We start from the raw sequence: 13,938 nt of genomic DNA on the forward strand, positions 1-13,938 counted from the left end.
TGTGGACATTTCCTCAATTTTACCTTGATTCATAACCATTATACGATCGCTCATAAATTTGACAACACTTAAATCATGAGAAATGAAAATATAAGTTAAGCCAAATTCTGCTTGTAATTCTTTGAGTAAATTTAATACTTGAGCTTGAATAGATACATCCAACGCCGATACCGATTCATCACAGATAATTAATTGGGGATTTAAAGCCAATGCCCTCGCAATACAAACTCTCTGACGTTGCCCCCCTGATAATTCGTGAGGATAACGGTTAAACCAATTAGGATTCAAGCCCACTCTATCAAGTAAATATCTGACTCTTTCTTGTCGTTTATTGTTATTTCCTCCCATACCATGAATGATCATCGGCTCAATAATTGTGTTACCAATACTAATACGAGGATTAAGAGAATTATAAGGATTTTGAAAAACAATTTGCATTTCTCGCCGTAATTGCCTTAAATGTTTACTTCGGGTAGCTAATTTAGTTAAATCTTGTCCTAAAAACTCGATTTTGCCTTCATAAGTGGGAATTAACCGCAAAATAGTACGAGCTAAAGTTGATTTTCCGCATCCTGATTCACCCACTAAGCCCAAAGTTTCTCCCGAAAATAATTGAAAACTGACATTATTCACTGCCCAAAAATATTCTTTCTGCCAAGGTAATAATCCTTTTTTGGGAAATCCAACCTTTAAATTTTCCACCGTCAGCAAGGGTTTATTGAGCTTTATTTCCCTTAAATTTACTGTAAAAGAGGGGGCGGCGATGGTTTCTTGATTATCTGCCATAAAATCGGCAACAGTAGGCAAATAATTACGGGTTTCATCTAAACGAGGACGACAAGCCAGTAAACCTTTAGTATAGGCTTGAGTCGGATTAAAAAGAATTTCTGTTGTCTTACCATATTCAACTATTTTCCCTTGATACATTACCGCTAAACTATCAGCGATATTTGCAACTACCCCTAAGTCATGGGTGATGAAAATAAGTGACATTTGCCTACTACGACACAATTCTTTTAATAATTCTAAAATAGTAGCTTGTACCGTTACATCCAAGGCTGTAGTAGGTTCATCAGCAATTAAAATACTCGGTTGGCAAGAAATGGCGATGGCAATCATGACTCTTTGTAATTGTCCACCACTCATTTCATGGGGAAAACGTTTTAAAATAGCTTGTTTGCGTTGGTTAAGATAAGATTGAATATCTTTATCGGAAGGATTATTAAGGGTATTTTGTTGTAAAAATTCAATGATTAACTCTTCATCCTTCGGTAATAATTTTACTTCCTGCAATAAATTAATCGCTCTTTTTTTTGCTTCTAATTCGGAGATATTTTGATGCAAACAGATCGCTTCAGTAATCTGAAAACCAATATTATAAACTGGATTGAGTGAACTCATCGGTTCTTGAAAGATCATGGCTATTTTACCACCACGGTAGTGTCTTTTTGCCTCCTTTGACAGAGAAATTAGATCAACCGGAGAATTTTCTTGATTATCTTGAAAATAAATTTCACCGCCACTAATTTTTCCTGAAGACGGTAATAAACCCATAATGCCAAGGGATGTAACAGATTTTCCCGAACCTGATTCTCCGACAATACCCAAAATTTCACCTTTTTCTAGGGATATACTGATATTATCGACAGCGATGATAGCTTCACCCTCATCATTGGTGAAAATTACTTGTAAATTCCGAATATCAAGAATCATAATCTGAGTAATGGGTAATAAGTAAGATGATTGACTTTCAGTTAAATTTATTTCAAGGCGATTGATATAGACTGGTTGCACAAGTCACGGCAATGGGCAACGATGCAATGGGCAATGGGTCAGTTTCCTAACTCTAAATTCTTCTAGCAATATAGCAATCGTAAATCATTCGTGAAGAATTAAAGATTAAAAAATAAATCTGTAAATCTTACTATACCGTCAAAGCTGATCGCTAACCACTGAAAGCTGATCGCTAACCACTGAAAGCTGATCGCTAACACCTCTAAAAATCTACCATAGGATTGCTATAGTTATTAAAATTGATAGTTTCCCATCTAAAATAAATTTTAATTTTTATTTTGCACTCGTGTCTAACCCTCTTTTGTCAAACTCCGCAAACACTTGCAATTTATAGATTCTGCAACTGTTGCAGATCAATAGATCGAGGTCATATTTAATAATATGAAATAAATCGAAACTTTAAATTAGTAAATTTGACTCTGTAGTATGCTTTAATCTTTAGTTATCAAGCTGTTTGAAAATATTTAATAATAGTTAAAATCGGAAACTGACAAAAGAGGGCTAAATATTCTTCATTCCTAATTAATGGAATTTCTTAAACCACAAGCTCCCGCATAGGCAATGGCGATGGCATCTACACTATCATCAATGGGTAAATCAGGTAAATCAAAAATTTGTTGTAACATTTGGGCTACTTCATCCTTCGTCGCTCTACCATTACCTAGATGAGCCTTCCAACTAGCTTGATGTAAAAAAACAGGGACAATTTGAGCTTCACGATAACACACCAAATTAATCACTCCTAAAGCCTGTAAAACCTTTCCTGCTGACTTTATTTGCCGACTAAAAAAGGGCATTTCCATAGCAACATTATCTGGTTTAAATTCGATCATTATACTCGTAAAATCTGCGTCTAATTCCAATAATCTCTCACCAGTGGACATATTTTTATCAGTTTCAATAATACCATATTCAATAATTTCAGGAGTTTTTGTTTCATCTCCTTTTAATATAGCCCAACCAACGATCGCCAATCCGGGATCAACACCTAACCAAATCATATAACAATTAACCATGAATAATGAATCATTAGGAATGAAGAAGAAAAATCAAGAATTAAACATTAGAAATAAGATGCCTATGGCATAATTCTTACAGATTACTTCCGCCTTAGGGCATCCACTCAAAACCAATACTGACTTGAGAATCCTTTTGTTTAATAGAATTTTGCCAACCAATTTCTGTAGATAAACGTAAATTTTTAGTTATGGCATAACCGACATTGATTTGTGTAACGCCAACCTCATTATTACTAGAGGGAGAGACAAAACTTTGAGTAAAAAATATATCTGCTGCACCATTAGGAGAAAGAGCAAAAGCCATTTTTAACCCCACATTTATCCCCCCAGTGTTGTAATCGTTAGTCTCGATATATTTATACCCTACCATTGGTGCAAAATTAACATAATTTCCTAAAGGTAAAACATAATATTGTACATTTGCCCCCACAGATAAACGATTATTTTGAGGATTAGAACTATTACTTAAATCACTGTTATAGTTAGCACTAAAAGTCAAAGAAGTATTGCCAATAAAAATATCTTCAACACCTACAAAAATTCCCCCAGAATTATTATTAGAAGGAAATTGACTATAACCAAAACGGTATCGAGTACGAAAACTTGGTTCATGAAGAATTTGAGAAGAAACATCAGGAATTTCTTGTATCCATTTTTGAATAACTGGACTATTCTCAATAATAGAAGGATCTAAATCCAATTCTTGACTTTTTTCCGTGACATTAAAAGTTTCAGCTATAGCAGTAGTTATAACCAAAGGATTAATTGTCAATAGAAAAATAAATAAAAAGGTAGGAATTAAATTCACAAAATTATAGAAAGCCAAATTAAAATATTGATTGCAACTCATTAAAAACATAATTGAATTTTTGAGTTGATTGCTCTAAGGCTTGTAAGTTATTCCGAATATGGTTTAATTGTTCTTGAATAGGATGTAACGCTTGTTCTAAAAGACTAATCTGTATTTGAGTTTTGGTAAAATCTTGATAGGATTGTAGCCAATTTTCTTCTTCTTCTTTTAGTTGAACTTGTTGTTGCTGATATTTTTGTTTTTCATGATTAATAGTTTGTTCAATTTGACTATTACTATGACGTAAATGATTAATTTCACCATGGAGTTTATCTCGTTGTTGTTCAAGAAGAGTTAGCTGAGTTTCAACTTCATCTAGCACAGGGCGAAGATTAATGGTATCAGCAAAATCAAGATCAATAATCCCTTTACGGCGACTAAAAATCTTCAGATGTTGATTGAGCATTTTTTGTTGTTTTTTCAGATTAACTCTTTGTCCAACTAATGTCTTATTTAACATTTTCATCGCTTCTTGAGCCTCAGCCAATTCTGATTCGATCGCAAATTTATCAAACTCATTGGCTTGAATAAGTTTAATCTGAATATTTTTTACTTCATCACTTTGTAAAGTTAATTCTTCTTCTTGCAAATTCACAAAATTAACTAATTTAGCGGTTTCTTGCTGAAGATTATTTACTCTTTGTTCTAAATCTCCTAAAGACATAGTTTCTAAAGCATTAAAATCAATTTCTATATCATCGCTATCATCATTTAAAAGTGAAATTTCTATATCTAAACGGGTAAAACTTTCTAAATATAAATTTAATTGTTTGAGAGACTCTTCTTTTTGTTGTAATAATATCTCATCAGACTGTAACCCTGATATTGCTTTTTGTAAGTTCTGTTCTAAAAACTCTAACTCTTGACGGCGTTGCTCAAAATGATGCTTTTTGTGATCAAATTCCTGTTGTTTTTGATTTAAACTAGCCTTTTGAGATTCCAATTGTTGCCAATAATCATCTAACAAATTTTGTTGAGTCTTAACACCAGAAAGAGCTTGATCTAAATTTTCAGGATTGAAACTGGTATCTCCTACCACCTCCAGTAAATTTTGTAGTTTACCTTTAATTTCTCCTTGATTAGCTTGATTTTCATTAACTTTTTGTTGTTCTAATCTTAACTGTTCCCAAGCCCCATGGAGTTTGTTTTTTTCTTCTTCTAACTTAGCAAATTCCTGTTTTTGCTGTTGTAATATTTGTTCTTGTTCATCTATCTCCGCTTGACGACGACTAATTTCTTCTCCTTGTAATCTTAAAGAAGTTTTCCATTCTTCAATCTCTTCCTCCTGAGATTTAGATTTTTCAAGGGTGCGAGAAAAATGACGTAAATAATTTACCACACGAGTTCCAGCTAACTCAGGAGTACCTTGAAGTTGTTTATTATTATCTAAATTTACAATATAAAGAGTACCTTTTCCCGTTTGATCACTAATAGCATCTGTGGAAACAATTTCTTCCCCCGCTACAGTATTCCAAGTTTGATCAATTGCTTGGGAAGCCAACAATTTTAGCTCTGTTTTGTAGCCACCAACAAATCCTCTATTTTGAACTTTTACTTCTGCCAGATATAACACAAATCTTGATCCCTTTATGGTTAATCTTTAAATACTACTAAATCTAATGATAAATGATAATAGTTAACAGCATCATTGTGCCACTAAAATAATAAGTTAATTTTATACATAATCAATATCCACTATCATTTTAACCTTTTTTTTGAGAAATATTTGATTTTATTTTTCCATAAATTCTGTGAGACAATAAAAAACCACACAAAGTATCATAATCTTTTCCTCTCAAAATTTTGTCAGAACAATGGAGCAAAATCATCAATCTCAATCCTCTAATTCGATTCTCACCGCCCTTAATTTATCGAAAAGTTTTGGTGGCTTAAAAGCCGTAAATAATGCCAGTATTGACGTTAAGCAAAACAGTATTACCGGTTTAATTGGTCCGAATGGAGCGGGAAAAAGTACTTTATTCAATCTCTTATCTAATTTTTTAAAAGCTGATACCGGAGAAATTTTATTTGAAGGTAAACCTATTCAAGATAAACCACCTTATCAAATTGCCCGAAAAGGTTTTATTCGTACTTTTCAAGTAGCTAGAGTGTTATCTCGTTTAACAGTTTTAGAAAATATGTTATTAGGCACTCAAAATCAGACAGGAGAATCTATCTTCTCAGTGATATGGAAACAAGCTAAAATTCGTCAGGAAGAGAAAGAAAATAAGGAAAAAGCTATGGCTATTTTAGAATCCGTGGGATTATCTGCAAAAGCTCATGATTACGCTGGTGCTTTATCTGGTGGACAACGTAAACTTTTAGAAATGGCAAGAACTCTGATGACTAATCCCAAGTTAATTTTACTTGATGAACCGGCAGCGGGGGTTAACCCTACTTTAATTAATCAAATTTGTGAACATATTATCAACTGGAATAAACAAGGTATTTCTTTTCTCATTATTGAACATAATATGGACGTGATTATGTCTCTTTGTAGTCATGTGTGGGTATTAGCAGAAGGCTCAAATTTAGCTGATGGCACTCCACAGCAAATACAAGGCAATGAGAAAGTTTTAGAGGCATATCTCGGCGGATAAACTAAGGGAAATTACCCATAGGAATTAGTAATTAGGGTTTGCTCAAAATGTCTATCGATTAGGGAGACGCTTGAGACTCTGATGACTCTTAAGACTAGGAGAAATACTAAAAAATAAAGGTTTTGATGTTATTAACATATCTTTTTAGTGTATTAGTAATCAATAAGTTTCATAGTTAATTCATGATTATGTCGTGTTGGCTTCAGTATTCTCTTGAAATATGTGGAATTTATAATTAGGATCTAATTCAATAGCTTTATTAAAATCGGCGATCGCCTTTTCATATTCTTTCCGATTGAGATAGTAATTTCCACGATTAAAGTAAGTATTTGCATCTAATTTTTCTTCTGTCACCCTTTCTGGAGGATACTCAGGTAGGTAGGTACTGGGGGCGGTGGAGATAAAGGCTCAATATCTGTTTCTTCTTCTGTCACCCCCAAAGCAAATGCCCAGTATTCTACCGCCCATTGAGCCGCTTCTTCTGCTAAACCTAAATTATCTTCTAATCTTTTGGTTAACCTTGCCAATAAGATAACTGACGGTACACTATTTGATTATTGTTCTCTCAAATAATAAGAGAACCTTCTAAAAATACCTTACACTAACCTTTTCAGCCACTGACTTTCATCTTAATTTTTTTTGGTGCAAGATCTTGAGTCTAATCAATAATTATAATATTTTGTAAAGAAAAATTAATTTTTATATACACCATTAAAGTAAATAAAACAAGTTTTTTAATGTTTTTTTAAGATTCTTGACAAAATAATGACAATTAAAGATTTTAGTTTTACCCTAAAGGTAGTTAGAAAAAATAAAATCCCATGACCATTAAAGTTTTTTAACTTTCCTCTTAAAACTCCTGTTGAGGAGTAAAAGCAATGAATATCTGGTTATCTTTCTTTTTCTCATTATCATTAACTACCCTTGTTAGTTTTGCTACTCCGATTATTTTTTGTACTTTCATTTTAGCTTTGATGGCTATTCTCTCCCATTTACCGATGATTAATCTATGGAGTGAAAACATTTATGAACAAATATGGAATTTTTTAGCAGTCTTTGGAGAAGGTTCTGGTAGTATCGGTCTTTTAACTATTGCGATTACTTGTGCCATCGCTGGATTATTATTTGAAGCCTTAAATTTTTATCGTTACCATATTCTCATCAAACAACCTATTAATCATTCATTAGAAATGAGGAATTAAGTGTGAAGTACAAATGATGGAAAATAAAAAAGAAAGTGAAATTAATGTGATGCACCACTTAATCGAATTACTTGATTTAAAAAGAGTTGTATTTATCTTTGATTTAGATCTTGCACCTATATATATCATACAGCCGTTTTTAGATCAATGAACCACAAAATTTTATTATAAATGTAGGGTGGAGTGTGCATCGCAAAATCGGGGTGTAGTTTACCAATTTGAAAAGCGCTGTAAATTATTGGTTAGGGCACATTAACTAAAGTTTATAGAAAAATACCAATAGTTATTCAGTTTTAAATAGATATTATTCAATGCTTAAATGGTCAATGGTTTATCATCAACAACCTTATTTCTGATAAGAAACTATTTACATCTTAATCCGAACTCCAATTATTTCCTTCCTAAGTATTTCTAATAGATAATTATTTTCGGTTATTGTACCAATAGAGATTCTTAAACCTCCCCCAGTGTGCCTAATTATAATTTTCTCTTGTTTTAATTGTTTCATAATGGCATGATGATTTTCTTGACTAGGATTTTTCCTTAATCGCAGATAAATAAAATTAGCGTCACTATGCCACACTTTTAATAAAGGATTTTTAACTAACTCTTGATATACTCTTTCTTTTTCTATCATTAATTCCTTGACGGCAGGTAAGATTATCTCTCGATTTTCTAACACCAACTCAGATGCTAATTGAGAAAATGTCGGTAAATTATAAGGTAGGCGGATTTTCTCTAATACTTTAATTATATCCTCATGGGCGATGGCATATCCCACACGATGAGCGGCTAATCTAAAAGCCTTAGAAAAAGTGCGTAAAATTAACCAATTGGGATGATTAGGTAATTCTGAGACTAAAGTTTGTTGACTAAATTCGTAATAAGCCTCATCAATAACGACTAAAATATTTGAAGGTAAATTTTTTAACCATTCAATTTCCGTCGCCGTTAAACAGTTTGCAGTAGGTGAATTAGGATGCACCATAAAAATAACTTTCACATTTTTATTAGAGTCATAAATTAATTTATTTGTTGCGTCTAAAGCCCAACTAAAACTATTCTCATTACGATTAATTGTATGGGTGATAATGCCTAAACTTTGAGCTAAAATTTCATACATTGAAAAAGTAGGATTAGCTACTAAAATTGAACCTTGATTATTCAAACAAGTAGCAATTAAAATAGAGCGAATTAATTCATCTGAACCATTCCCAACAGAAATTTGACTATAATTAATACGATTATTGGCGATATTTATCGATTCGTTAACATACTCAGTAATTAAATTTTTTAATTTAAAATGACTACCATCAGGATAACGATTAGTTTCGATTTCTTGCTCATAAAATAAAGCTAATTTTACTTTTAATTCAGATGGTAAATTATAAGGACTTTCGTTAGCATCTAATCTTGTAAGCTGTTTCTGATTTTCACTAATGGGGGTAGGTATATAGGCTAATAAATTGAGTAAATCTTCCCGAATAAAAGATAGTTTAGATTCTGTCATTTTTCAATAAAATTAATTAAAATAGGATTAGGTTTTAGGTGTTAGATATAGATAATAAACAATGAATAATTGATAGTGATTAGTGGTAAAACAAAAATCTGCACCCGTAATTCCTCATTCTAAATTCCTCATTCTAAATTCCTAGTCAAAAAAATTACTGGGCGATGGCCACAGCCTTTAATGGTACAGTATGGTAAACTTGGCTTAAATACTGCATTACCGTTTGAGAATCATTATAAGGTAAAGGAATATCACCTAGTACATCAAGAATAGTTTTATTTTCTGTTGGAAGCATAATTACCACCAGAGAAGAATCCAAAGCCTCCTCGTATTCCCAAAAGTTATCAATGGTCAAAGGTGCAGTCGTTTTATTCGTATGATGTTTCCGCTTGGGAATTGACTTAATTTTTCCTAACATTTCTGGCTGTAAAGTTTTCCCTGATAATTGATGACTACGAGAAACCCGCAACGCTTCTAAAATTTGCTCTTTGCTTCTACCACGCAACTGAAATATAATAAAAGGATCTTCACTAAAACGATCAGCTAATTGATAATAAACTGCACCAATATGTTTACAAGGATTAGCTTTATCCGGACAAGTACAACGAGATTTGACATCAGTTAAATTAAAAGGGAATAAACTTAAACCATTTTTGATAAAAATTTGTTCGATTTCTGAGGGCATTTCTCCCACTAATAATTGTGCCGCTAAAATCGCCTTTTCTGACATACTCATAATCACATATCCCCAATCCTCATCAGTAAAAGCATCTAACCCCAATGTTACCTTATAAGGTTTTTCTTCAGTGCCTTGCACTTGTGCGACTAGTTGGGATTGTTTAAACTCGATACTTAATACATTCCCTTCTCTGGAATAATTACGAGCTCTTTCTAATCTTTTTTTGAAATGATAAGAATCAAGTAATCCTAGCCATTTTTCTACCCACCATTGTCTATTAATCATTTTATCTTTATTTTTCTGAAAGTTATCGTTAACCGTTGAGAGTAAATTATCTATATCTCATTGTAAATATTTTTCCAAAGTTGATTGATTAATCATCACTTTAAAACCCATTACCGATTACCGATTACTTTCTTTGAATCCATCGCCAATGTAATTGATACTTAAAACCGTAAAAAATATGGCTAACCCCGGAAATATAGCCATATAAGGGGCAGAGGTGAGATAATTTTGAGCATCATATAACATTCTTCCCCATGTAGGAATATCTGGGGGAAATCCTAACCCTAAAAAACTGAGGGTTGATTCAACAATAATGGCGTTACCAACCGATAAAGTTGCTGCTACAATAATTACATTGATGACGTTAGGTAAAATATGCACTATGATAATGCGCCCTGAATTTGCTCCTAAACTTTTAGCCGCACTGATAAATTCCCTTTCTTTTAGTTGTAAAAATGAGCCTCTGACTAATCTTGCCACTGACATCCAATTTAAAAAACCAATAACTAAAACTACCAGAAAAAAAATTCCCAATTCTGCACCAAAAATTGATTTAACAGTATCTCGAAATAAATAAACCACTAATAATAAAACTGGTAATTGTGGTAAAGATAAAAATATGTCAGTCAATCTCATCAATATATTATCCATTGTACCACCATAATAACCAGCGATCGCCCCGATAATTGTACCGATGACAATAGCAACTATCATCGCCGCAATACCTACCGTTAAAGAAATTCTCCCACCAAATAATGCCCTTGCTAATTGATCTTGACCTAGATCATTAGTACCAAAAGGATGTTGCCAACTCGGGGGTAAAGTGGATTGAGAAAAGTCAATTTTGTCAATGGGAGTTTGATAAATAATTGGTACAAAGAGAATGCTAACGATAATTAAAATTAATGTTAATAACCCAGCGATCGCCATTTTATCTTGAGAAAATTTACGCCAAAACATATTTTTAGAATTTAGAATTTAGAACGAAGAAATTGAGTATCATTGCCCCGTTGCCTATCTTCACCAATCAATTAGATGCGTCTGAAGCTTATCAGCGATCCAATTTATTTCTGGGCGATGGCTATTAATAAAATTAGATTAGTTAATCATTGTATAGCAGCTGAAAACCGCTTTATCTTTAATATGGCGATCAAAATTTAAACTCAGATTCTTTCAAACAAATCTTTAATTTTTCTGCTAAAAGTTTAACATAAGGTTCTTTTAACATATCATTATGGTCTCCAGGTATATCATACATTTCCAGTCCTTCTAAAGCTATTTCTCCCCAACCTCTTTGAGAATCTGAATTCATTTTGACTAAATCCATTTCTGTATTAATTAAGGTTATTACACCCTGATAAGGTTCAATTTTATAATTTTTTATGGCTATGGTAATAGCTTTCATTATATTTTCATATAACATTTTTTCTGGTGCATCTTCTCTTTGTTCTTCAGTTATTAATGATTTATTTCTTAAATGTATCATTTTTATTCTCCATCTTATTCTCCTTTTTATATATTTTATTCTTTCTTTAATATTTAAGGTTGAAAATTTTTGCCAATGTCTTTTTAACAAATTTTTTTTACTCTCTTTTATCTTAGGTCCTAAGACATTTAATAAACCTAAAAATGCGACTTTTTCTCCTTGGTTTAACAATTGTTGTGCTATTTCTAAAGCAATAATTCCTCCATAACAAAAACCTGTCAAAAAATAAGGTCCTTTTGGTTGTAGAATACGCATTTCTTCGATATAGTTTTCTGCCATCTCTTTGATACTGGTTAAAGGATTTTCTTTCCTGTCTAAACCTTTGGCTTGTAATCCATATACGGGTTGATTATCTCCTAAATGAATCGCTAAATTACGGAAAAACATTACATTTCCATCAACACCATGACAACAAAATAAAGGTAGTTTTGAGCCTTTGGGTTGAATGGCTACTAGCGATTGCCAATGATGGTTATAATTATTTTCTTGAAGTATTTTTGCTAATTGTTCGATGGTTGGAGCTTGAAAAAGAGTGGCTAAGGGAAGTTTTTTCTGATAAATTGTTTCAATTTCACTGACTAAACGTACAGCTAAAAGAGAGTGGCCTCCTAAATCAAAAAAATTATCTTTAATACCAATAGGATGAATTTGTAAAACATTTTCCCATATTTGAGTCAATTGAAATTCTCTTTCATTTTGAGGTGGTAAATATTGATGTTGAAACGAAGTAGAAAAATATGGTTCTGGTAATGCTTTATGATCCATTTTACCATTAGGCGTTAAAGGAAATTTATCTAAAAAAACAAAGCTATTTGGAATCATATAATTGGGTAACTTTGTCAGTAAAAATTCTCTAATTTCTGCTATAGATATTTCTTTTTTTGTAATTATATAAGCACTTAAATATTTATCACCATCAGAATTTTCTTTAACTATTACCAAACATTCTTTTATATCAGGATGTCGATGTAAAATTATTTCAATTTCTGCTAATTCAATGCGAAACCCTCTAATTTTGACTTGGTTATCAACACGCCCAATAAAATCTATATTTCCATCAGGTAAATAACGGGCTAAATCTCCTGTTTTATATAACTTTCCTTCTCCAAAAGGATTAGGTATAAATTTTTCAGCTGTTAATTCTGGCAAGTTTAAATAACCTCTTGCTACTCCAACCCCTCCGATATAAATTTCACCAATAATTCCCACTGGTAAAGGTTGTAAATAATTATCTAATATATATATTTGTGTATTAGAAATGGGGCGACCGATAATAGATGACATTGATTAATAATATCTAATTTTGTTATTTTGTTGTATATAACTTTTCCTATTATTATAAGATGCAACAAAAAATTGAAGTCCTATTTTTCAAAGAGAATTTAGCGATTTAAACAGTTATTCAACTTTTTCAAACATTATAATAGGAAATCGTTGACTTGTTTTGTATTTAATTTAAAAACATTTATGTTTAAAAATTATCAAAATATTTTTGATCAACGTGGTATGAATTATCATCAAGCAATGATCAAATATCCTTCAGCTAGAAAAGATGAGTTTCAAAATGCGATTAAATTATTAGATTTACAAAACAATCACTTACTTTTAGACATACCATCAGGAGGATGTTACATTAGTAATTTTATTGATCATAATCTCACAATATTTTCTACAGAAACTTCTAAGCAATTTATTAATCATTCTCAAATTGATACTAATAATAATATTTTAATCTGTAACAATTTTAATAATATTCCCTTAAATAGTAATAGTATAGATCGTGTTTTAAGTTTAGCAGCATTGCATCACATTGAAGATAAAATTTCCTTTTATCAAGAAATATATCGTCTTTTAAAAAACGATAGTATATTTTGCATCGGAGATGTTTTAGAAGGCTCAAAAGTGGCTAATTTTTTAAATATTTTTGTAGATAAAAATAATTCTATGGGGCATGAAGGTAGTTTTTTAACGGAAAAAATTAAGCTGGAATTAGAAAATATAAAATTTAATGTTATTTATGATTCTGTTATTAATTATTATTGGTATTTTGAGTCTTTTTCTAATATGATAGATTTCTGTAAGTTACTTTTTGGTTTAGATAAAGCTAATGATCAACAAATTGAAAAAGGTATTGATCATTATTTAGGTTATTTCGTCAACAATAACAAATGTTATATGAATTGGGAATTATATTTTGTGAAAGCAATTAAATCTTAGTATTGATAAGTAGTGGAAAAAATAGATGCTTCAGTTGGTCCATAAATAATACACTTTTTAAGATGAGTATATTCTTTAAATATTTTACGAGAAAGACTCTGACTCATTAACTCCCCTGTTGTGCCTAAAACCTTTAAAGAATCGGGTAAATTAAAAATCTTAAGATAATTTTCTAAAATACTTGGGGTAGTTATTAAAATCGTGAATTGTTGTTTTTCACTTAATTTATTTAATTCAGTTATATCTTGAAGAAGAGTAATTTTACCTCCCATTAATAATACTGAAAATATTTGAAC

Annotated in this window: 14 protein-coding genes; 3 read left to right on the forward strand and 11 right to left on the reverse strand. The window is 31.5% G+C overall.

The window, feature by feature from the left end:
- The 4 genes from FWJ34_RS12960 to hmpF all read right to left on the reverse strand — a co-directional run.
- A partial coding sequence (locus FWJ34_RS12960; RefSeq protein WP_308255756.1) for an ABC transporter ATP-binding protein occupies positions 1 to 1,713 on the reverse strand: 1,713 nt, incomplete at its 3' end.
- Positions 1,714 to 2,312: 599 nt separating this feature from the next.
- Entirely contained in the window at positions 2,313 to 2,795 is a 483-nt protein-coding gene (locus FWJ34_RS12965) for a crossover junction endodeoxyribonuclease RuvC (RefSeq protein WP_308255757.1), read from the reverse strand.
- A gap of 109 nt (positions 2,796 to 2,904) precedes the next feature.
- On the reverse strand, positions 2,905 to 3,570 hold the full coding sequence (locus FWJ34_RS12970; RefSeq protein WP_308255743.1) for a hypothetical protein: 666 nt from the start codon (positions 3,568 to 3,570) through the stop codon (positions 2,905 to 2,907).
- 70 nt (positions 3,571 to 3,640) lie between these two features.
- Complete coding sequence (hmpF, locus tag FWJ34_RS12975; protein WP_308255744.1) at positions 3,641 to 5,236, reverse strand: pilus motility taxis protein HmpF; 1,596 nt, start codon at positions 5,234 to 5,236, stop codon at positions 3,641 to 3,643.
- Positions 5,237 to 5,477: 241 nt separating this feature from the next.
- Here hmpF and FWJ34_RS12980 point away from each other — a divergent pair, with 241 nt between their 5' ends.
- Positions 5,478 to 6,263, forward strand: coding sequence for an ABC transporter ATP-binding protein (locus FWJ34_RS12980; protein ID WP_308255745.1), 786 nt, complete (start codon positions 5,478 to 5,480; stop codon positions 6,261 to 6,263).
- A 186-nt stretch (positions 6,264 to 6,449) separates the two neighbouring features.
- On the opposite strand, the gene FWJ34_RS12985 is transcribed toward FWJ34_RS12980, so the two are convergent.
- Positions 6,450 to 6,617, reverse strand: a complete 168-nt coding sequence (locus FWJ34_RS12985) for a tetratricopeptide repeat protein (RefSeq protein ID WP_308255746.1) — start codon at positions 6,615 to 6,617, stop codon at positions 6,450 to 6,452.
- The gene (locus tag FWJ34_RS12990; protein WP_308255747.1) at positions 6,614 to 6,790 is read right to left on the reverse strand and encodes a hypothetical protein; all 177 of its coding nucleotides are present in this window, start codon (positions 6,788 to 6,790) and stop codon (positions 6,614 to 6,616) included. The genes FWJ34_RS12985 and FWJ34_RS12990 overlap by 4 nt, the downstream gene beginning before the upstream one ends.
- Before the next feature lie 351 nt (positions 6,791 to 7,141).
- Here FWJ34_RS12990 and FWJ34_RS12995 point away from each other — a divergent pair, with 351 nt between their 5' ends.
- On the forward strand, positions 7,142 to 7,465 hold the full coding sequence (locus FWJ34_RS12995; protein ID WP_308255749.1) for a hypothetical protein: 324 nt from the start codon (positions 7,142 to 7,144) through the stop codon (positions 7,463 to 7,465).
- Positions 7,466 to 7,832: 367 nt separating this feature from the next.
- Here FWJ34_RS12995 and FWJ34_RS13000 read toward each other — a convergent pair whose 3' ends face one another.
- The 4 genes from FWJ34_RS13000 to FWJ34_RS13015 form a co-directional block, all read right to left on the reverse strand.
- Complete coding sequence (locus FWJ34_RS13000; RefSeq protein ID WP_308255750.1) at positions 7,833 to 8,975, reverse strand: histidinol-phosphate transaminase; 1,143 nt, start codon at positions 8,973 to 8,975, stop codon at positions 7,833 to 7,835.
- Positions 8,976 to 9,129: 154 nt separating this feature from the next.
- Positions 9,130 to 9,939 carry an SWIM zinc finger family protein gene (locus tag FWJ34_RS13005; RefSeq protein ID WP_308255751.1) on the reverse strand — a complete coding sequence of 270 codons (810 nt, stop codon included), beginning with the start codon at positions 9,937 to 9,939 and terminating at the stop codon, positions 9,130 to 9,132.
- A gap of 117 nt (positions 9,940 to 10,056) precedes the next feature.
- Positions 10,057 to 10,899 (reverse strand): ABC transporter permease, encoded by an 843-nt coding sequence (locus FWJ34_RS13010; protein WP_308255752.1) that lies wholly within the window; start codon positions 10,897 to 10,899, stop codon positions 10,057 to 10,059.
- A 190-nt stretch (positions 10,900 to 11,089) separates the two neighbouring features.
- Positions 11,090 to 12,709 carry a thioesterase domain-containing protein gene (locus FWJ34_RS13015; RefSeq protein WP_308255753.1) on the reverse strand — a complete coding sequence of 540 codons (1,620 nt, stop codon included), beginning with the start codon at positions 12,707 to 12,709 and terminating at the stop codon, positions 11,090 to 11,092.
- 183 nt (positions 12,710 to 12,892) lie between these two features.
- Between FWJ34_RS13015 and FWJ34_RS13020 the strand changes: the two genes are divergently transcribed.
- A complete protein-coding gene (locus tag FWJ34_RS13020; RefSeq protein ID WP_308255754.1) occupies positions 12,893 to 13,642 on the forward strand; it encodes a class I SAM-dependent methyltransferase in 750 nt (249 codons plus the stop codon).
- Here FWJ34_RS13020 and FWJ34_RS13025 read toward each other — a convergent pair.
- On the reverse strand, positions 13,639 to 13,938 hold a 300-nt coding region (locus tag FWJ34_RS13025), incomplete at its 5' end, for an AMP-binding protein (protein WP_308255755.1). The two genes, FWJ34_RS13020 and FWJ34_RS13025, sit on opposite strands and share 4 nt — an antisense overlap.

Source organism: Geminocystis sp. GBBB08 (genome assembly GCF_016743215.1).
GTDB lineage: Bacteria > Cyanobacteriota > Cyanobacteriia > Cyanobacteriales > Cyanobacteriaceae > Geminocystis.

Bases quoted from the DNA above. Each gene is read 5' to 3' on its own strand.
- FWJ34_RS12965 (WP_308255757.1), bottom strand. From the start codon at position 2,795: ATGATTTGGTTAGGTGTTGATCCCGGATTGGCGATCGTTGGTTGGGCT.
- FWJ34_RS12980 (WP_308255745.1), top strand. From the start codon at position 5,478: ATGGAGCAAAATCATCAATCTCAATCCTCTAATTCGATTCTCACCGCC.
- FWJ34_RS12995 (WP_308255749.1), top strand. From the start codon at position 7,142: ATGAATATCTGGTTATCTTTCTTTTTCTCATTATCATTAACTACCCTT.
- FWJ34_RS13000 (WP_308255750.1), bottom strand. From the start codon at position 8,975: ATGACAGAATCTAAACTATCTTTTATTCGGGAAGATTTACTCAATTTA.
- FWJ34_RS13005 (WP_308255751.1), bottom strand. From the start codon at position 9,939: ATGATTAATAGACAATGGTGGGTAGAAAAATGGCTAGGATTACTTGAT.
- FWJ34_RS13010 (WP_308255752.1), bottom strand. From the start codon at position 10,899: ATGTTTTGGCGTAAATTTTCTCAAGATAAAATGGCGATCGCTGGGTTA.
- FWJ34_RS13015 (WP_308255753.1), bottom strand. From the start codon at position 12,709: ATGTCATCTATTATCGGTCGCCCCATTTCTAATACACAAATATATATA.
- FWJ34_RS13020 (WP_308255754.1), top strand. From the start codon at position 12,893: ATGTTTAAAAATTATCAAAATATTTTTGATCAACGTGGTATGAATTAT.